The sequence below is a fragment of the Novosphingobium sp. TCA1 genome, assembly GCF_009811895.1.
Taxonomy (GTDB): domain Bacteria; phylum Pseudomonadota; class Alphaproteobacteria; order Sphingomonadales; family Sphingomonadaceae; genus Novosphingobium; species Novosphingobium panipatense_A.
Genome location: NZ_BLJH01000002.1, coordinates 62084 through 79898 on the forward strand (window position 1 = coordinate 62084; position 17815 = coordinate 79898).

Below are 17815 nucleotides of genomic sequence, written 5' to 3' on the forward strand. Positions count from 1 at the left end.
ACAGGAGGCCATGCTCAAGTCGGAGCTGATAGAGCGCGCGGCCCGGTTCCGCAGCGCGGAGGATGATCCCTCCCGAAGTCTTTCGGACTGTCCTGCTCTAGTGCTCAATGCGGATTACACGCCGCTTTCCTATTACCCGCTCAGTCTCTGGCCCTGGCAGACCGCGATCAAGGCGATTTGTCTCGAACGGGTGGACATCATTTCCAGTTACGACCGGGTGGTCCACTCGCCCAGCTGGTCGATGCAGATCCCCTCGGTGATCGCGCTCAGGCAATATGTCCGGCCTTCCGAATTCCCCGCCTTCACCCGCTTCAACCTCTTCCTGCGCGACCGGTTCAGTTGCCAGTATTGCGGTTCCCCCCAGCAGCTGACCTTCGACCACGTCGTCCCGCGCCGTCTCGGCGGCAGGACGAGCTGGGAAAACATCCTCACCGCCTGCGCGCCCTGCAACCTCAAGAAGGGCGGCCGCACCCCCAAGCAGGCGAACATGCCCCCCCTGGTGGCCCCGATCCGGCCGACCAGCTGGCAACTCCAGGAACGCGGCCGGGCCTTCCCCCCGAACTACCTCCACGAAACCTGGCGCGACTGGCTCTACTGGGACATCGAACTGGAGGCTTGAGGGGGCGGGATGCAGACGTTTCGAATCCCGCTTGGCGATCTCGCGCGACGAGCGATGGAAACCGTCGCCCTCGTGGCGCCGCTTTTGATGGGTTGCTTGTACCTCGTCGCGGCAGTCGTGCTGCCGTTCGGCGGCGCGTTCGAACAAGGCGAAAGTTCCGTGCATGTGGCGGCGGCGCTGTTCGTCTTGTCAGCCGCGGTGGGGCTTCATCTGATGCGCCGCAACACGATCACCAGCATTATCGGCATTCTTTGCGCGGGAATGGCGCTGATCGTTATCAGCTATACCTTTGCCCGGCATCAACTGCTGGGAAGCGCGGGTTATTGGCAGGCCTTTGCCGTGCCCGTCCTGAGCGCCATGTTCTGTGGATGGCATTTGCGCGAAAGCAGGCAGGCTCGCACCGATCCGTTCTGACGTAGCGAATTCGGGCCGACTTCCGGCATATCGCATCCGTTTTCGGTTCCTTCCATGATGGCGTTTCGCGAGCGGCGCCGCTAGAGAACGCCCGAGGGAGCCGCGCAAGCGGTGCGGAAGATCATCCGGCATTAACGAGACAGTCTCCAAGGGGAGGTCATGAGCAAGCAATTCTTCGGCACCGACGGCATTCGCGGCCGTACCAATCAGGGCGCGATGACCGCCGCCATTGCCATGAAGGTCGGCCAGGCGGCCGGCACCCGCTTCCTGCGCGGCACGCACCGCCACCGCGTGGTGATCGGCAAGGACACGCGCCTGTCCGGCTACATGCTGGAAAACGCGATGGTCGCGGGCTTCACCAGCGTGGGCATGGACGTGGTGCTGCTCGGCCCGATGCCGACCCCGGCGGTCGCCCTGCTGACCCGCGAACTGCGCGCCGACGTGGGCGTGATGATCTCGGCCAGCCACAACCCTTACGAGGACAACGGCATCAAGCTGTTCGGCCCCGACGGCTTCAAGCTCTCCGACGAGGATGAGCTGGCGATCGAGGCCATGCTGGCGCAGGATATCCCGCTCGCTGCATCCGAAGACATCGGCCGTGCCCGCCGCATCGACGACGCGGGGGGGCGCTATATCCACGCCGTCAAGCGCTCGCTGCCCGAGGCAGTGCGCCTCGACGGCCTCAAGATCGCGCTCGATTGCGCCAATGGCGCCGCCTATCAGGTCGCGCCTTCCGCCCTGTGGGAACTCGGCGCGGAGATCGTCGCGGTGGGCGTCTCGCCCAATGGCCGCAACATCAACGCCAAGTGCGGCTCCACCCATGTCGAACTGCTCCAGGAAACCGTGGTCTCCTCGGGCGCCGACATCGGCATCGCCCTCGATGGCGACGCCGACCGTCTGATTGTCGTGGACGAGAAGGGCAAGACCGTGGACGGCGACCAGATCATGGCGCTGATCGGCACCCAGCTTGCCGCGCGCGGCGCCCTGCGCGGCGGCGGCGTGGTGGCCACGGTCATGTCGAACCTCGGCCTCGAACGCTATCTGCAAGGGCAGGGGCTGAAGCTCGAACGGACCAAGGTGGGAGACCGCCACGTCCTCGAACGCATGCGCGCGGGCGGTTTCAACGTCGGCGGCGAACAGTCCGGGCACATGATCCTGCTCGACCACGCAACGACCGGAGACGGCACCGTGGCCGCGCTCCAGGTGCTGGCGGCGCTCGTCCAGTCGGGCAAGCGGGCGAGCGAACTGCTCCACCTTTTCGATCCCGTGCCGCAACTGCTGCGCAACGTGCGCTTCTCGGGCGGGAAGCCGCTGGAGGCGGCAGGCGTCAAGACGGCCATCGCCGAGGCGGAAGCCTCGCTCAACGGCAGCGGACGGCTGGTCATCCGCGCCTCGGGCACCGAGCCGCTGATCCGCGTCATGGCGGAAGGCGACGATGCCGGACAGGTTGAGGCCGCCGTCGCCTCGATCTGCGCCGCCGTGGAAGAGGCTGCCGCCTGATGGCCCTGGAAATGCGCCCCGACTGCGAACGCTGCGGCACCGACCTCCCGGCCGATGCCCCCGGCGCCTTCATCTGCAGCTTCGAATGCACCTACTGCGCGGAATGCGCGGACGACCTCGACGAGCTTTGCCCCAATTGCGGGGGCGAACTGCTCGACCGGCCGACGCGGGCAAAGCGGCACTTCGATTCTGCGCCGCCTTCGAAAGAGCGCAGGTTCAAGGGGTAGAATTAAGCAGGGGAGCCCTTCGGCGAAGCTCAGGATAAACTTCGCCCCCTGCACCCCCGATACCGTCTAGGTCACGCGCGCCAACGCCGTTGTGCGCTCATGGTGGCGTCGGGAGACTTAATGGCTGCGCCGCAGGGAGCGCACGACGGACAGGCGGCGCGCAGCGTTTACATTTAGAGGGTCTGGGGGATCATCCCCCAGGACTTCCCTTTTCTCTTCTCTCGACACCGCCCCAACCAGACGGCAAGGGAGCGCCATGATCACACCGCCCCGCATCCTCTCCATCGCCGGTTCCGACAGTTCGGGCGGCGCCGGTATTCAGGCCGATATCAAGACCATCGTGATGCTGGGCGGCTATGCCATGACCGCGATCACCGCGATCACCGCGCAGAATACCTGCGGGGTGACGGACGTGGTGGCGCTCTCGCCGGAGATGGTGGCGGCGCAGATCGATGCCTGCCTCGGCGACATCGGCGTGGACGCGGTGAAGATCGGCATGCTCGGCAGTCCCGAGATCGCCCATGTCGTGGCGGACCGCATTGCCGGGCTGGGCGTGCCGGTAGTGTTCGACCCGGTGATGATTTCCACCAGCGGCTCGGTTCTGGCCGACGCGGCGACGGTCGAGGCATTCGAGCGCTTGATGGCCGTCGCCACGCTGACCACGCCGAATGTGCCGGAGCTGGCGGCGCTGGGCGGGGACGGAGCGATGGCGGCGCGCGGTGTCGCCTACATCGCCAAGGGCGGCGATGCCGAAGGTCCGATCGTGGAAGATCGGTTGCTGCGGCCCGGCGAACTGCCGCTGTCCTGGACGGCACCGCGCATCGATACGCGCCATACCCACGGGACGGGCTGCACGTTTTCCAGCGCCATCGCCACCTTCATGGGGCAGGGTGCCGGGCTGGAAGCGGCGATTGTCGGCGCGCGAGATTATGTGCGCGCGGCGCTGCTCAATGCACCCGGCTTCGGCGCGGGGCATGGGCCGCTGGGGCACCACGTTCGGGGGTAGATTTGTTCCCCAAGCTATCAACCAGAACACACGTCATCCTGAACTTGTTTCAGGATCCATCGCGCAGCCGAGACCGTCGGTCTGATCGGCGAAATGGATCCTGAAACAAGTTCAGGATGACGATGTGTCATGTGATGGCTTGGGGGCAGGAAGGGAGCAGGCCGCAGCCCACTCCCCAAACCCTCAGCAGCAGTCCAGGTCGTAGAACTTCTGCACCACTTTCCAGCCTTCCTCGGCGGTTTCGCACCAGTGGAACAGCTTGAGGTCGGCGGCGTTGATCACGCCTTCCTCGGCCAAGGCCTCGAAGTTGACCACGCGTTCCCAGAATTCCTTGCCGTAGAGCAGGATCGGCAGCGGCTTCATCTTGCCGGTCTGGATCAGGGTGAGCAGTTCGAAGAACTCGTCGAACGTGCCGAAGCCGCCGGGGAACACCGCCACCGCGCGGGCGCGCAGCAGGAAGTGCATCTTGCGCAGGGCGAAGTAGTGGAACTGGAACGAGAGCCGCGGCGTGACGAAGAGGTTGGGTGCCTGCTCATGCGGCAGCACGATGTTGAGGCCCAGCGATTCCGCGCCCACTTCGCTCGCACCGCGATTGGCCGCTTCCATGATCGAGGGCCCGCCGCCCGAGCAGACCACGAACTGGCGCATGCCCTTTTCCACCACCGAGCACTGGCTGGCGAGGCGGGCGAGCTTGCGGGCTTCCTCGTAGTATTTCGCCTTGGCGACGAGGCGTTCGGCAACCTTCTTTTCTTCGTCGGTCTTGGCGCGGGCGAGCACATCGTCGCACTGGTCCGGCGCGGGGATGCGGGCCGAGCCGTACATCACCATGGTCGAGCCGATATTGGCCTCTTCCAGCAGCATTTCCGTCTTGAGCAGCTCAAGCTGGAAACGCACCGGGCGTAGTTCGTCGCGCAGCAGGAATTCGGTGTCCTGGAAGGCGAGGCGATAGGCCGGGTTCTGGGTCTGGATGGTGCCTTCCTGCGCATCGGCGAAGGTGGCTTCCTGCTCCGCCTTGTAGAAACGGCGGTTGGTTACTTTCTTGTCTTCTTTTTCGGTCATCTGCATTCCATGGCCGCTCGGAGGCGCGGCGTCGAGGGGTAAGGATTTAAGTTCCTTACGGTTGCGTGCAAGTATGGGCTTCCCTAGCCTGCCTTCATGTCGAAACAGATACTGACGCGGCGCTCGGTTCTCGCGGGTGGGAGCATGGCCTTGGCGGCGAGCATGCTGCCTGCGCTTCCGGCCCTCTCCGCGCCTTCGCGCAAGCTGGTGAAGCCGCCGCGTCTGCGCGAGGGTGACGTGCTTGGCCTCGCGGCGCCTGCGCGTTTCGTGGGGGACCGGTTCGGGCTGGATTCGATCATGGCCACCGTTCGCGCCATGGGTCTGGAGCCGAAGGCGGCGCCGCATCTGCTGGACCGCGAAGGCTATCTGGCCGGTTCGGACGCGGCGCGGGCGGGCGATCTCATGGCCATGTTCACCGATCCGAAAGTGCGCGGGATCATGTCGGTGGCGGGCGGCTGGGGCTGCGCGCGAATCCTGCCGCTGCTCGATTTCGACCGGATCGCGGCGAATCCCAAGATCTTCGCCGGCTTCAGCGACAATACCGCGCTCCACCTCGCTTTCGCGGCGCGCACCGGAGTGGCCAGCATCCATGGCCCCAACGCCTCCGCCTCCTGGCCGCCTGCCGCGTGGGATTCGTTCCATGCGCTTGCTTTCGAAGGGGCGACGCCGACTTGGCGCGTGCCGGAAGGAGCAGGCGCGAACCTTTCCGGGCGGGGCAAGGACTTGCGCACCTTTCGCGGCGGCAAGGCGCAGGGGCGCCTGCTGGGCGGCAATCTCACCGTGCTCACCGGGCTGGTCGGCACGCCCTATCTGCCCGACTTTACCGGCGCGGTGCTGTTCATCGAGGATACCAACGAATCCGAATACCGGATCGACCGGATGCTCACCCAGTTCGCGCTGGCGGGGGTGTTCGACAAGGTCGCGGGCGTCGTCTTCGGCCAATGCACCGGCTGCCGGAACCCCGACGGCGGTTATTCGAACTTCACGATCTACGAGGTGCTGGACCGCCAGTTCTCCGCGCTCAAGGTGCCCGCGTTCCAGGGGCTCCAGATCGGCCATGTCGCCGCGCAGCTGAGCGTGCCGGTGGGCCTCCCAGTAGAGATCGACGCCGATGCCGGCACCATGCGCCTGCTGGAACCGGCCGTGATCTGAGTTTGGGAGTCCGTTTGGAAAATGCCCGTATAGGCATTTTCAGAGCGGCACCGGCCCACGCCCCCACCCTACCACCCGCAGGATACTACCGTTGGGTGGTAGGGTGGGGGCGTGGGCCGGTGCCGCAAAATTCGCATTCTGCGAATTTTCAAACAGACTCTGTGAAAACCCCGAGTTCCTCCAAATGGCTTCAAGCGGTCTGGGGACCCGCTCTTGAGCCATGCGGAAGTGGCTGTTATCGCAGGCGCCATGTCCAACTGTGACCTGTGCGTCGTTCGTAACCGGGCGATCTGTTCATCCCTCGATGCGAAAGAGCTGGAGGCGCTCAACGCGATCGGGCGCACGCGCACGATCGAACCCGGCGAATCGCTGATCTGGGAGGGCGAGGATTCGGTTCTCGTCGCCAATGTGATCGAAGGCGTGCTCAAGCTATCGACCAATACCGAGGACGGGCGCGAGCAGATCGTGGGCGTGGTTTACCCTTCCGACTTCATCGGCAGGCCCTTCGGCGGCACGACCGGCCACGGCGCCACGGCCCTGACCGAGGCCAAGGTCTGCGTCTTCTCGCGCCGCGATTTCGATGCCTTCGCGCGCGAGCATCCGGCGCTGGAACACAAGCTGCTGGAACGCACCCTCGCCGAGCTTGACCGCACGCGCCGCTGGATGCTGCTGCTCGGCCGCAAGTCGGCATCGGAAAAGCTGGCCAGTTTCCTGCTGGAAATGGACGAGCGGCTCCAGCCTCCGGGCTGTACGTGGAATTTCGAGGATGCCGCGCCGCGCCGCATCACCCTGCCGTTCTCGCGCCAGCAGATCGCCGACGTGCTGGGCCTGACCATCGAGACGGTGAGCCGCCAGTTCACCCGTTTCAAGAACGACCGCGTGATCGACCTGCCCTCGCGCCGGGACGTGACGATCCTCGACCATGCGGCGCTGGTGGCAGAGGCGGGGTAGACGAAGAAAGGGGAGCACGAAGCTCCCCTTTTTCCTTTTGGATCTCGGCGCCGTTCAGAAGCGGTAGGATACGCCCGCGCTGAGCACCCAGGGATCGAGGTCGTGGCGCGTCTTCAGCGCCAGGTCGTCGCCTTCGTAGAACGATGCGGTGGGCTTCACCCAGTACTTCTTGGCGTCCAGCGAAAGGCCGAGGCCCTTGTCGTTGATGGCGATGTCCATGCCCGCCTGCAGCGCGAAGCCCAGCTTGTTCGACATCTTCACTTTGTCCACGCCCAGCGAACGCGCGGTCGCGCCGGGCTTTTCGTCGAACACGAAGAACCAGGCAGGGCCCGCGCCGACATAGGGCTTGAAGGGGGTGCCGGTGTCGAGGTGCGCCTTGGCGGTCACCGTGGCGGGCAGGATCAGCACGTGATCGACGAGGCCCGCGCCCGCGATATCGCCGGTTCCGTTGACATGGTGCTGGGTGAAACAGCAGATCGTCTCCACCGAGAAGGCCTTAGTGAAGAAGTATTCCACCGCCAGCGTCGGCACGACGTTGTCGTTGGCCTTGGTGCCCACGGTGTCGAGCGTGGCCAGGGTGCCGCCGAGGGTGGTGTCGGTGTCGATCGACTTGATCTTGTCGATTCCGCCGTCCGGCAGCACGGCGGTGCCGAGGACCTTGACCTGCCACTTGCCGTCCGGGCTTCCGGCCATGGCCGGGGCGGCGATCGCGGTGGCGGCGGCAACGAAAGCGGTAGCCGCGAGCAGGGTCGTCTTGCGCATGTTCGGTCTTTCCTGCGCCGCCGGGGCCGCACCGTGCGGGTCCCCCCTCTTGAGCGGCAGCAGGGACGCTTTGGTCCCATTGGCGGCGCGGGGAATTGATCGCGCGCAAAAATCGGCGAATTTCCGCCGATCGGCGCAAGTTGATCGAACGCAATGACGGCAGGGGCGGCGCGCGCGATGCTGCGGGGCATGTGGACCTATCATCCCGAGCTGCTGGCGATCCCGGTGCCCCGCTACACCAGCTTTCCCACGGCGGCGGAGTTCGACGAGAGCGTCGGCGCCGATGCTTTCGTGCAGGCGCTGTCGGGGGCGGGGGGCGAGGTTTCGCTCTACGTCCATATCCCCTTCTGCGAAAAGATCTGCTGGTACTGCGGCTGCAACACCAGCGTCGCCAACCGCACCGACCGGGTCTCCGGCTATCTCGACGCCCTGCACCGGGAGATCGGCCTCGTTGCCGAGCGGCTCCCGCAAGGCGCGCGGGTGACGCGGATCGCGTTCGGCGGGGGCAGCCCCAACGGCATTGCGCCGGTCGATTTCGTGCGGCTGGTGGATGCGCTGGCGCTGCAGTTTTCCGCCTCGAACCCGGTCCTGTCGATCGAACTGGACCCGCGCACGATGCGCGCTGAATGGGCGGCGGTGATCGGCGCAGTGGGGATCACCCGCGCCAGCCTGGGCGTCCAGACGTTCTCCGAAGACCTCCAGCAGGCGATCGGCCGCGTGCAGCCGGCGCGGATGATCGAGGAGACCACGGCCATGCTGCGGCAGGCCGGCGTCGATTCGCTCAATTTCGACCTGATGTACGGATTGCCCGGGCAGACCATGGCGCATCTGGAGGATTCGCTTCGCCGCACCGTCGCGCTCGGCGCGGACCGGATCGCGCTGTTCGGATATGCCCATGTCCCCCACCTGATCGCGCGCCAGCGCAAGATCGATGCCCATGCCTTGCCCGGCGCCGAGCAGCGCTTCGCCATGGCCGCGCGGGGTTATGCGCTGCTGGTTGACGCGGGCTATGTGCCGATCGGCTTCGACCATTTCGCCCGGCCGGGCGACGCCCTGGCGCAGGCCACGCTTTCCGGCAGGCTGCGCCGCAACTTCCAGGGCTTTACCGAGGACAGGGCGCCGGTGCTGCTGGGCCTCGGCGCGTCCTCCATCAGCGGATTTCCCGATCTGCTGGTGCAGAACGAGAAGAACAGCGGGCGCTACCGCATGATGCTGTCGCAGGACCGGTTGACGGCCAATCGCGGTATCCGGCGCAGCGCGGAAGACCGGCGGCGCGGCGCGGTAATCGAAGCGCTGCTATGCCGGGGCAGGGCACGCATCGACCCGGACCTTCAGTGCGAGGCCTGGCCGCTGCTCCTCCCCTATTTCGAGGCGGGCCTGTGCGACGGCGACGGCGCCGACCTCGTGATCCTGCCGGAGGGCCTGCCTTACGCCCGCTCGATCGCGGCGCGCTTCGACCCCTACCGCAAGGATTCGCTGCGGCGCTTCAGTTCCGCGGTCTAGGGGCGCACGGCACTAGGCCACGTGGACAAATCCGCTCTGAATGAACTTCCTCTTTCGGGCAGGTACGCAAACTGGGTGAATGGCAGAGAAGTCGGGGTTAGCGGATATGTTCACGCTTGCCAGGATTTAACCCCACCCCCGCTCAGGCTGAGCTTGTCGAAGCCCGCCCGCAACGCCAGACTTCCCACCCGATGGCGTTCCACACTTACATTCTGCGTTGCCGGGACGGCACGTACTACGTCGGCCGTACCGATGACCTCGAACGCCGCATTGCCGAACACCAGAGCGCCGCATTCCAAGGATACACGTCCCGGCGCTTGCCGGCGGTGTTCTTGTGGGCTCAGGATTTTCAGACCCGCGATGAAGCCTTTGCGGCAGAACGCAAACTCAAGGGTTGGAGTCGCGCCAAGAAGGAAGCGATGATGGCTGGGGATTGGATATTGGTCAGCGAACTGGCCCGTAGCGCCTCGCCGCAGGGGGCTTCGACAAGCTCAGCCTGAGCGGGTGGGGAGGTCAGCTTTGTTGGGGGCGGACAGGCAGCTATTGGCTGCAATGTCAGCGTGACCTGAATAGCGGATTTCAGGAGAATTTCCCAGATAGCCACCGCTGCCATGCGTCCTCGAATGTGCCCATGCAGCCTAGGAGCCGGTGTCGAATTCCACGCCGATGACGTTGCCTTTCACCCAGCGCACCAATCCCCAGAGTTCCCGGCCGTCTCCCATGACCGCGCGGACGACGGCGTTGCAGTGGGGCGGAGTTCCCGCGCAGGCGGCGCTGAGGCCGCGCGAGGAGAGGTTGCGGACCATGACGTCGATGGCATTTCCCGCCGAATCGGTCAGCGTCACATGCGTGCAGCGCTTGCGCCGCCGTGGGCGCGGGATCGGCGTCGGCTGGAATCTGGGGGCGTCCATGAAGACCGTAACGACCATCGCGGCGGATTTTTAAGCGATGGGCCGGATTTTCAAGCGAGTGGTTTGACCGCGATCAATGCGGGTTCGCGATTCGGCGGCGATAAGGGCCTTGTCGGTCGCGCACCGCCAGGGCGAACCTTGCGGGCGGTGTGAAACCGCTTCTCCCCAACTTCGGGCGGCTCCTCGTGGGTCGCCCGTTTTTCCGTGCCCGGCCCGGTCTCGCAATTGCACCGCGAAGTGATTCGCGGGCTGCGCGCCGTGATGGGCGCAGCGCTTGCGAGCGGCGCAGCCAAGGCAGGGAGTGCCCGAATTTCAGCGATTTAGGGAGAATTGGATGCCCCGCGAGGATTCGAACCTCGATAGACGGAATCAGAATCCGTAGTCTTACCATTAGACGACGGGGCATCGGGAGGCGCCCCTCTAGTAGGGCTTCTGATTCGCGTCAAGCACCCTTTTTGCAGTCAGGGTTGCTCCATGGGCCGGGGGGCGTTAGCATCGCCTCAGGTATCCGCCACGTATGGCGGTAAGATTTATTCGAACGAGATTATTTATCATGGCGGAGCAAGATCCGCCGGCAGCAAGAGTCGATGTGTCGGGCCGCACGGGAAGGCGGCGCAAGGCGAGGAAGGGCAAGTCACGCTCAACTGGACCCGGCACGGCCAAGGACAAGGCGCGCCCGCCGGGCAGCGCCGCCGAGGCAGGCGGAGCGCCGCGCGAAGAGAAGACATCCGGTTCGCAGGCGTCGCCCCGCCAGTCGGAATCACGCCGAACCGGCAGCCGCAAGCGGGGCTCCCGCAAGAGCGGTGCGCGTTCAGCGAAGAAGCCGCGCGTTCAGACCAAGGCCGCTGAAAGCAAGGTCGCGGAGAGCGCCGCGCCTTCCGCCGCGCCCGCATCGCTTCCCCAGAACGGCGTGCTGGGGCCGATCGGCGCCCGTCCCTACCGGCAATCCTATGCGGCGATCGATCTCGGCACCAACAACTGCCGCCTGCTCATCGCCCGTCCCTCCGGCGAGAACTTCACGGTGATCGATGCCTTCAGCCGCGTCGTGCGGCTGGGCGAGGGGCTCGCGCAATCGGGCAGGCTTTCCGAAGAGGCGATGGAGCGCACGCTGGCCGCCCTGCGGGTCTGCGCGGACAAGCTGATGCGGCGCAATGTCTATCTCGCGCGCTCGGTGGCGACCGAGGCCTGCCGCCGTGCGGAAAACGGGCCGGAATTCATCGAGCGCGTGCGCGAGGAAACCGGCATCGCGCTGGATATCATCAGCGCCCGCGAGGAAGCGCGGCTGGCCGTGCTCGGCTGCCACGTCCTGCTGGAAGAGGGGATCGGCCCGGCGATGATCTTTGACATCGGCGGCGGTTCGACCGAGCTGGTCCTGATCGAAAGCACCGATACGGTGCCGCGCATCCTGGACTGGCAATCGGTGCCCTGGGGCGTCGTCTCGCTGACCGAAAGCTGCGGCCCCGAAGGCAATACGCTGGAAGAGCGCCTGGAGCGTTACCGGCACATGCACGGCCTCGTGTCCGACAGTTTTGCCGCCTTTGCCAAGCGCGTCGCCACAGCGCGGGAGAGCGCCGCGCAGACCGGGCCGCTGCGCCTGCTGGGCACCAGCGGCACGGTGACGACGCTGGCCAGCCTTCATCTCGAACTGCCGCAGTACGACCGGCGCATGGTCGATGGGCTGATCGTGCCCGCCGAATCGATGCGGTCGATCAGTTCGCGGCTCTCGTCGATGTCGATCGAGGAGCGGCGCGAGGTGAACTGCATTGGCCGCGAGCGGGCGGACCTTGTCGTCGCGGGCTGCGCTATCCTCGAATCGATTCTCGACCTCTGGCCCGCCGCGCGTCTTGGCGTGGCCGATCGCGGCATCCGCGAGGGCATCCTGCGCAGCCTCATCGCCTCGCATTCCAGCGGCAAGAACCCCGCCATGACCGGCAGACCGGATCACCTGGCCCATCATTTGGAGAACCGGCCATGAGCCGTTCAGGACGCGACCCCAACGAGCGGCTTCGCACCGCCAAGAAGCGGACCACCAGTTCCGCGCGCTGGCTGACCCGCCAGCTCAACGATCCTTACGTCAAGCAGGCCAAGGCCGACGGCTATCGCAGCCGCGCGGCCTACAAGCTGATCGAGCTCGACGAGAAATTCGACTTGTTCAAGGGCGTCACCCGCGCCGTCGACCTCGGCATCGCGCCGGGGGGCTGGAGCCAGGTGCTGCGCCTGAAGTGCCCCAAGGCCAAAGTGGTCGGCATCGACCTGCTGCCCACCGATCCCATCGAGGGCGTGACCATCTTCGAGATGGACTTCATGGCCGATGAAGCCCCCGCCGCGCTGGAAGGGGCGCTGGAAGGCGCGCCGGACCTGGTGCTTTCGGATATGGCCGCCAATACCGTGGGCCACAAGCAGACCGACCACTTGCGCACGATGGGCCTGGTCGAAACGGCGGCGGACTTCGCGATCCAGTATCTCGCGCCGGGCGGCACTTTCGTGGCCAAGGTCTTCGCGGGCGGCACCGATACCGAACTGCTCGGCATCCTGAAGAAGCGCTTCACCAGCGTGAAGCACGCCAAGCCGCCGGCCAGCCGCAAGGGCTCATCGGAATGGTACGTCATCGCCAAGGGCTTCAAGGGGCCGGTGGAAGCGTCCGAATAAACTGATCGAAAATCCGATCGACCAAGAAAAACGGTCCGCGAGGCGCCTGCCTTGCGGACCGTTTTTCTGTCGGGCCGAAATGGCTTACTGCGCGGCGGCTTCGCCGGCTTCGGCAGCGGGGGCGTCGGCTGCGGGTGCTTCCGCGCCTTCCGACGGGGCAGCGGCAGTGTCGGCCGCCGGAGCAGCCGCATCGGCGGCAGGCGCTGCGGGAAGCGGCAGGTTGGAGCCCTGCGCGTTGAGATAGGCGATCACGTTGGCGCGGTCCTCACCCTTGGGCAGGCCTGCGAAAGTCATCTTGGTGCCGGGGGCGAAAGCCTTGGGGTTCTTCAGCCAGTCGTTCAGCTTGTCGAAGTCCCAGTTGCCGCCGACTTTCTTGAGCGCGTCGGAGAAGGCAAAGCCGCCCACGCCCTTGCCGATCGCTTCGCCGACGACGCCGTGGAGGTTGGGGCCGATGCCGTTGGCGCCGCCCTGGTTGATCGTGTGGCAGGAGGCGCACTTGGCGAAGGTCGCCTGGCCCTTGGCCGGATCCGCGCTGGCAAGGAGCGTGGCGATCGGCGGTTCCGCGCCTGCTTCGCCTTCCTGTTCCACGCCTTCGATGGCGTATCCCATCGTTTCGGGGCGATGCGGCTTGTCGGCACTGAAGTAATGAGAGCTTACGGTGGTCAGACCAAGACCGACGATACCGGCGAACAGCGCCCAACCGGCAATGGTGTTGAAACGATCATCCATTTCTTGTTTGCCCTTGCCCCACGGGTGGAGTTTTTTATCATCCTCTTTGGTCACAGGCTCTAGAGTTGCCAGCAAGTTAGCGCAAGAGCCATTGCGGACATCGCCTTTGCGGCTTAATCGCCCGGTCGCTATGCATTCCTATCCCGAACCCGCTCTCGATCTCGTTGCCCGCATGACGGAGGCCGCTGCGGGCGATCCTTCCCGCGCCGCAGCCTTTCAGGGCGCCCCCGGATGCAATTCGCACCGCGCGGCGCTGGAGCACGATCCCGATTGCCTGCCGCTTCCCTGCTTCTCGTTCGAGGATGCGTTGGACGCGGTGAAGGAAGGGCGGGCCGACCGGGCGATCATCCCGATCGAGAATTCGCAGCACGGGCGCGTGGCGGATATCCACTTCCTCCTGCCGGAAAGCGGCCTGTCGATCGTGGGCGAACACTTCATGGGCATCGAGCATGCGCTGATGGCGCTGGGCGAGGGGCCTTTCTCCGCCGCCTACAGCCATCCGCAGGCGCTCGGCCAGTCGCGCCACTACTTGCGGGCGCGGGGCATCGTGCCGATGGCCTATGCCGATACCGCCGGTGCCGCCGCCTTCGTGCGCGAGCAGGACGATCCCGAGGCCTGCGCCATCGCGCCCCGGCTTGCCGCCGAGCTTTACGGTCTGAAGATCGTCGAGGACAACGTGGAGGACGCCGCCGACAATACCACGCGCTTCGTGGTGCTGTCGCGCGAGCCGCTCGATCCGTTCGAGATCAAGGGCGAGAAGGCGATGACCACGTTCATCTTCGAGGTGAAGAACATCCCCGCCGCGCTCTACAAGGCGCTGGGCGGCTTTGCCACGAACGGCGTCAACATGACCAAGCTGGAAAGCTACCAGATCGGTGCCAGCTTCGCCGCGACGACGTTCTACGCGGATATCGAAGGTGCGCCGGGCGAGCCGCGCATCGACATGGCGCTTCAGGAACTGGCGTTCCATTGCAAGTACGTGCGTCCGCTGGGGACTTATCGTCAGGCCCGCGCGCGGGGGTGAGGTCGGGCCAGGTTTGAAAATCCGCCGCAGGCGGATTTTAGCGGCACCGGCCCACGGCCCCACCCACCACCCAACGGTAGTATCCTGCGGGTGGTGGGTGGGGGCGTGGGCCGGTGCCGCAAGCTCGTCACGGATGTGACGAGCGCACTCAACAAAGACTCCCGCTCCCAACAACGACTCCCATCGCGGATTTCCAAACAAACTCCTCCAATTCCCGCAATGCCTTGCGCAGCCGATCCCCCCATGCCAATCATCGCGCCGGTATGGCTGATGGGGCTCAGATGTCAGGTGCGAATGCGGCCGGGAAGGCCGCAAGCGACTGGGAAGCCGTGCGGGGCGCGGCCGATGTCCAGTATGCGCCGCTCGCGCCGGTAAAGCCGCCCGAACCGGCGCAGGTCCCCGAGTGGCTCCAGGCGTTGGGGCACCTGCTGGAGGCGATCTTCGCGCCGGTCGGCAGGCTGCTGGGCATGTCCTGGCCGGTCTTCTCGAACATATTGATCGTGCTGGCCGTGGTTCTGGCGCTCTTCGTGCTCTGGCGCATCTTCGGCCCGGCGATCGAGGCCTGGCGGGGTCGCAGCCGCGAGGAAGCGCCGGAAGGCTGGGTTCCCGCCGAAGCGGAAGCCCTGGCCCTGCTGGAAGATGCCGATCGTCTGGCGGCGCAGGGCCGCTTTGCCGAAGCCACGCACCTGCTCCTGCGCCGCAGCGTCGGCCAGATCCGGCAGGCGCGGCCGGACTGGCTCCACCCCGCCAGCACCGCGCGCGAGATTTCCGTGCTGCCGATGCTGCCGGATACCGGGCGCGAGGCCTTCGCCACGATCGCCACGCGCGTGGAGCGCAGCCGCTTCGCCTTGCGGGACCTCGACGCCGGAGACTGGGCCGCCGCGCGCGAGGCCTATGCCCGCTTCGCCCGCACGGAACTGCGCGCATGACCGATATCGCAAGCAGCGCGCCCGAGAGCGCTTCGCCTCGGCCGGACCTCCATCCCGCCGTTGCCGTGGGCGCCAATCCCTTTTCGCGCTGGGCGGTGCTGGCACTGGTCCTGCTCGGTTCGGCGCTGTTCCTTGCCCTGCTGTGGATGATCGGCACGGGCACCGGTTTCGGCACTACCAACGACGGGCAGGCCCATGCCGACGGGCGCGGCCTCAATGGCTATGCCGCCATGGCGCGCTATCTCGAACGGCGCGGTCATCCCGTCGTCCGCGCGCGCAATGCCGGGCAGCTCGACAAGGCCGGCCTGCTGGTGTTGACGCCGCCTGCGGGAGCGGACGGCAAGGATATCGAGAAGATCGTGTCCGGGCGGCGCTATGTCGGGCCGACCCTGGTGATCCTGCCCAAGTGGATGGCGCTTCCCGCAGGCCGCCAGCAGAAGGACGCCAGGACCGGCTGGGTCAACCTGCAAGGCATGCGGCCCCTGGAATGGCGCGGTTTCCTAGACGACGTGTCGCTCGTCCAGGGCGATGTCGATGCCAATGGCCAGCCCGCGCGCTGGGAGGGGCTCGGGCTGGCGGGGATCCTGCCGAGCCGCAAGCACCTGCAATCGGCGCGCGGCGAGACCCTGGTGCCGCTGGTGCGGGAGCAGGACGGGCGGACCCTGGCGGGGTTCATCGACGACGGCGGCAGCTATCCGGCGCTGGAAAAGGCGGCGCTGGGCCCGCGCTACGCGGATGTCGAGGACGAGGACCTCTATCCGCTACTCGTCGTGTTCGAGCCCGATCTGCTGGACAACTGGGGCATGGCCGATCGCCGCGCCGCAGGGTTGCTGGAGGCGCTGGTCGCGGCGGGCGAACTGGAGCCTGGCGGCACGGTCACTTTCGATCTCACCATGAACGGCTTCGGCCGCGCGCAGAACCTGCTGACCCTGGCCTTCACGCCGCCGTTCCTGGCCGCCACGCTGTGCCTGCTGCTGGCCGCGCTCGTGCTGGGCTGGCGGGCGTTCCTGCGCTTCGGCCCGCCGCTCGCCGCCGAACGGGCCATCGCCTTCGGCAAGCGCGCGCTCGTGGCCAATTCCGCCGGGCTGGTGCGCCGTTCGCGCCGCCTGCACCTGATCGGCGGGCCTTATGCCGACCGGGCGCGCGAACGGCTGGTCCATGCCCTGGCCCTGCCGCGCACGCTGGCGCCCGAACAGGCCGATGCCGCGATCGACCGGGCGCTGGCCTCGCGCAAGGGCGATGTCGAACCTTTTTCCGCGATTGCCGCGCGCCTCAGGCACGCGCGCAAGCCGCATGATCTCGTCAAGGCTGCGCGCGATCTCCACGCGCTCGAAAGGATGCTGACTCGATGACCGATCTCCCATCTCCTGTTCCCGGGGGCGATCTCACGGCCGATCGCGCCATCGACCTCGCCATCGACCTCGGCGGTGTTTCGGCGCTGGCCGGGCGTATCCGCGAGCAGATCGCCAAGGCCGTGGTCGGCCAGAGCGAGACGGTGGAGCACCTGCTGATCGCCCTGCTGGCCCGCGGGCACGTGCTGCTGGAAGGCCCTCCGGGAACCGCCAAGACCTTCCTTGCGCAGTGCTTCGCGGCGACGCTGGGGCTGGATTTCGGCCGCATCCAGTTCACACCGGACCTGATGCCGGGCGATATCCTGGGTTCCAACCTGTTCAATTTCCAGACCAGCCAGTTCACCCTCACGCATGGCCCGATCTTCTGTGACCTGCTGCTGGCGGACGAGATCAACCGCACGCCGCCCAAGACCCAGGCGGCGCTTCTCGAAGCCATGCAGGAGCGCCGCGTCACGCTGGACGGCACGGCCCATGCCCTGCCCGAGCGGTTCATGGTCGTGGCGACGCAGAACCCGATCGAAAGCCAGGGCGTCTACCCGCTGCCCGAGGCGCAGCTCGATCGCTTCCTGTTCAAGCTGAACGTCGATTATCCGAGCTTCGAGGAAGAACTGCGCATCGTCGCCCGCTTCGGCGAGAATCGCGGCGCGCCCAGTCCCGCGGCCTGCGGCGTCGAACCGGTGGCCGACCACGGCGTGATCGCGGCCGCTTCGCAGGCGGTCTCGCAAGTGACCCTGGCCGAGAGCGTGACCGACTACATCGTGCGCCTGGTGCGCGCCACGCGTGAGAGCCCGGACCTTGCCAGCGGGGCCAGCCCGCGCGCGGCCGTGTTGCTGGCAGGCGCTGCCCGCGCCCGCGCCGCGCTGGACGGGCGCGACTATGTGGTGCCGGACGACGTCAAGGCGCTGGCCGGATCGGTGCTGCGCCACCGCCTGCTGCTCAGCCCCGCCGCTGAGATCGAAGGCAAGCAGGTGGAGGCGCTCGTCGCCCAGCTTGTCGAGCAGACCGAGGCGCCGCGCTGACCGGATGAG

19 protein-coding genes and 1 tRNA gene are annotated in these 17815 nt (G+C 66.5%); 15 read left to right on the forward strand and 5 right to left on the reverse strand.

Annotation, left to right across the window (positions count from 1 at the left end; all coding sequences use genetic code 11):
• Positions 1-10: 10 nt before the first annotated feature.
• The 5 genes from NTCA1_RS03605 (at position 11) to thiD (ending at position 3766) form a co-directional block, all read left to right on the forward strand.
• Positions 11-619, forward strand: coding sequence for an HNH endonuclease (locus NTCA1_RS03605; RefSeq protein WP_086492622.1), 609 nt, complete (start codon positions 11-13; stop codon positions 617-619).
• A gap of 9 nt (positions 620-628) precedes the next feature.
• On the forward strand, positions 629-1033 hold the full coding sequence (locus tag NTCA1_RS03610; protein ID WP_159828454.1) for a hypothetical protein: 405 nt from the start codon (positions 629-631) through the stop codon (positions 1031-1033).
• Between the two features lie 159 nt (positions 1034-1192).
• A complete protein-coding gene (gene glmM, locus NTCA1_RS03615; RefSeq protein ID WP_159828457.1) occupies positions 1193-2533 on the forward strand; it encodes a phosphoglucosamine mutase in 1341 nt (446 codons plus the stop codon).
• The gene (locus NTCA1_RS03620) at positions 2533-2760 is read left to right on the forward strand and encodes a DUF1272 domain-containing protein (protein ID WP_086492625.1); all 228 of its coding nucleotides are present in this window, start codon (positions 2533-2535) and stop codon (positions 2758-2760) included. Before glmM ends, NTCA1_RS03620 begins: the two co-directional genes overlap by 1 nt.
• 256 nt (positions 2761-3016) lie before the next feature.
• Positions 3017-3766 (forward strand): bifunctional hydroxymethylpyrimidine kinase/phosphomethylpyrimidine kinase, encoded by a 750-nt coding sequence (thiD, locus tag NTCA1_RS03625; protein ID WP_159828460.1) that lies wholly within the window; start codon positions 3017-3019, stop codon positions 3764-3766.
• A 183-nt stretch (positions 3767-3949) separates the two neighbouring features.
• Here thiD and NTCA1_RS03630 read toward each other — a convergent pair whose 3' ends face one another.
• The gene (locus NTCA1_RS03630; RefSeq protein WP_159828463.1) at positions 3950-4825 is read right to left on the reverse strand and encodes an LOG family protein; all 876 of its coding nucleotides are present in this window, start codon (positions 4823-4825) and stop codon (positions 3950-3952) included.
• Positions 4826-4921: 96 nt separating this feature from the next.
• Here NTCA1_RS03630 and NTCA1_RS03635 point away from each other — a divergent pair, with 96 nt between their 5' ends.
• Positions 4922-5977: an LD-carboxypeptidase gene (locus tag NTCA1_RS03635; RefSeq protein WP_159828466.1), complete on the forward strand. Its 1056-nt coding sequence runs from the start codon at positions 4922-4924 to the stop codon at positions 5975-5977.
• A 249-nt stretch (positions 5978-6226) separates the two neighbouring features.
• The gene (locus tag NTCA1_RS03640; protein ID WP_086492627.1) at positions 6227-6928 is read left to right on the forward strand and encodes a Crp/Fnr family transcriptional regulator; all 702 of its coding nucleotides are present in this window, start codon (positions 6227-6229) and stop codon (positions 6926-6928) included.
• 54 nt (positions 6929-6982) lie between these two features.
• Here NTCA1_RS03640 and NTCA1_RS03645 read toward each other — a convergent pair whose 3' ends face one another.
• Complete coding sequence (locus tag NTCA1_RS03645; RefSeq protein ID WP_086492628.1) at positions 6983-7690, reverse strand: OmpW family protein; 708 nt, start codon at positions 7688-7690, stop codon at positions 6983-6985.
• A gap of 189 nt (positions 7691-7879) precedes the next feature.
• On the opposite strand from NTCA1_RS03645, the gene hemN reads away from it, so the two are divergent.
• Positions 7880-9193 (forward strand): oxygen-independent coproporphyrinogen III oxidase, encoded by a 1314-nt coding sequence (gene hemN, locus NTCA1_RS03650; RefSeq protein WP_159828948.1) that lies wholly within the window; start codon positions 7880-7882, stop codon positions 9191-9193.
• 191 nt (positions 9194-9384) lie between these two features.
• Positions 9385-9693, forward strand: coding sequence for a GIY-YIG nuclease family protein (locus NTCA1_RS03655; protein ID WP_159828469.1), 309 nt, complete (start codon positions 9385-9387; stop codon positions 9691-9693).
• A gap of 138 nt (positions 9694-9831) precedes the next feature.
• Here the strand turns inward: NTCA1_RS03655 and NTCA1_RS03660 are convergent, their stop codons facing one another.
• Together NTCA1_RS03660 and NTCA1_RS03665 are read right to left on the reverse strand one after the other, a co-directional pair.
• Positions 9832-10122 (reverse strand): histidine kinase, encoded by a 291-nt coding sequence (locus tag NTCA1_RS03660; protein ID WP_236549086.1) that lies wholly within the window; start codon positions 10120-10122, stop codon positions 9832-9834.
• Positions 10123-10435: 313 nt separating this feature from the next.
• A tRNA-Gln gene (locus tag NTCA1_RS03665) sits at positions 10436-10509 on the reverse strand.
• A 148-nt stretch (positions 10510-10657) separates the two neighbouring features.
• Between NTCA1_RS03665 and NTCA1_RS03670 the strand changes: the two genes are divergently transcribed.
• Positions 10658-12079 (forward strand): Ppx/GppA phosphatase family protein, encoded by a 1422-nt coding sequence (locus tag NTCA1_RS03670; RefSeq protein WP_159828472.1) that lies wholly within the window; start codon positions 10658-10660, stop codon positions 12077-12079.
• Complete coding sequence (locus NTCA1_RS03675; protein ID WP_086492631.1) at positions 12076-12753, forward strand: RlmE family RNA methyltransferase; 678 nt, start codon at positions 12076-12078, stop codon at positions 12751-12753. Before NTCA1_RS03670 ends, NTCA1_RS03675 begins: the two co-directional genes overlap by 4 nt.
• A gap of 84 nt (positions 12754-12837) precedes the next feature.
• Here NTCA1_RS03675 and NTCA1_RS03680 read toward each other — a convergent pair whose 3' ends face one another.
• Positions 12838-13482 carry a cytochrome c family protein gene (locus tag NTCA1_RS03680; RefSeq protein ID WP_159828475.1) on the reverse strand — a complete coding sequence of 215 codons (645 nt, stop codon included), beginning with the start codon at positions 13480-13482 and terminating at the stop codon, positions 12838-12840.
• Positions 13483-13612: 130 nt separating this feature from the next.
• On the opposite strand from NTCA1_RS03680, the gene NTCA1_RS03685 reads away from it, so the two are divergent.
• From NTCA1_RS03685 to NTCA1_RS03700, 4 genes are all read left to right on the forward strand, one after another.
• Entirely contained in the window at positions 13613-14506 is an 894-nt protein-coding gene (locus NTCA1_RS03685; protein ID WP_086492633.1) for a prephenate dehydratase, read from the forward strand.
• A 281-nt stretch (positions 14507-14787) separates the two neighbouring features.
• Entirely contained in the window at positions 14788-15435 is a 648-nt protein-coding gene (locus tag NTCA1_RS03690; RefSeq protein ID WP_236549087.1) for a hypothetical protein, read from the forward strand.
• A complete protein-coding gene (locus tag NTCA1_RS03695; protein ID WP_159828478.1) occupies positions 15432-16787 on the forward strand; it encodes a DUF4350 domain-containing protein in 1356 nt (451 codons plus the stop codon). Before NTCA1_RS03690 ends, NTCA1_RS03695 begins: the two co-directional genes overlap by 4 nt.
• On the forward strand, positions 16784-17806 hold the full coding sequence (locus tag NTCA1_RS03700; RefSeq protein WP_159828481.1) for a MoxR family ATPase: 1023 nt from the start codon (positions 16784-16786) through the stop codon (positions 17804-17806). Before NTCA1_RS03695 ends, NTCA1_RS03700 begins: the two co-directional genes overlap by 4 nt.
• Positions 17807-17815: the final 9 nt, after the last annotated feature.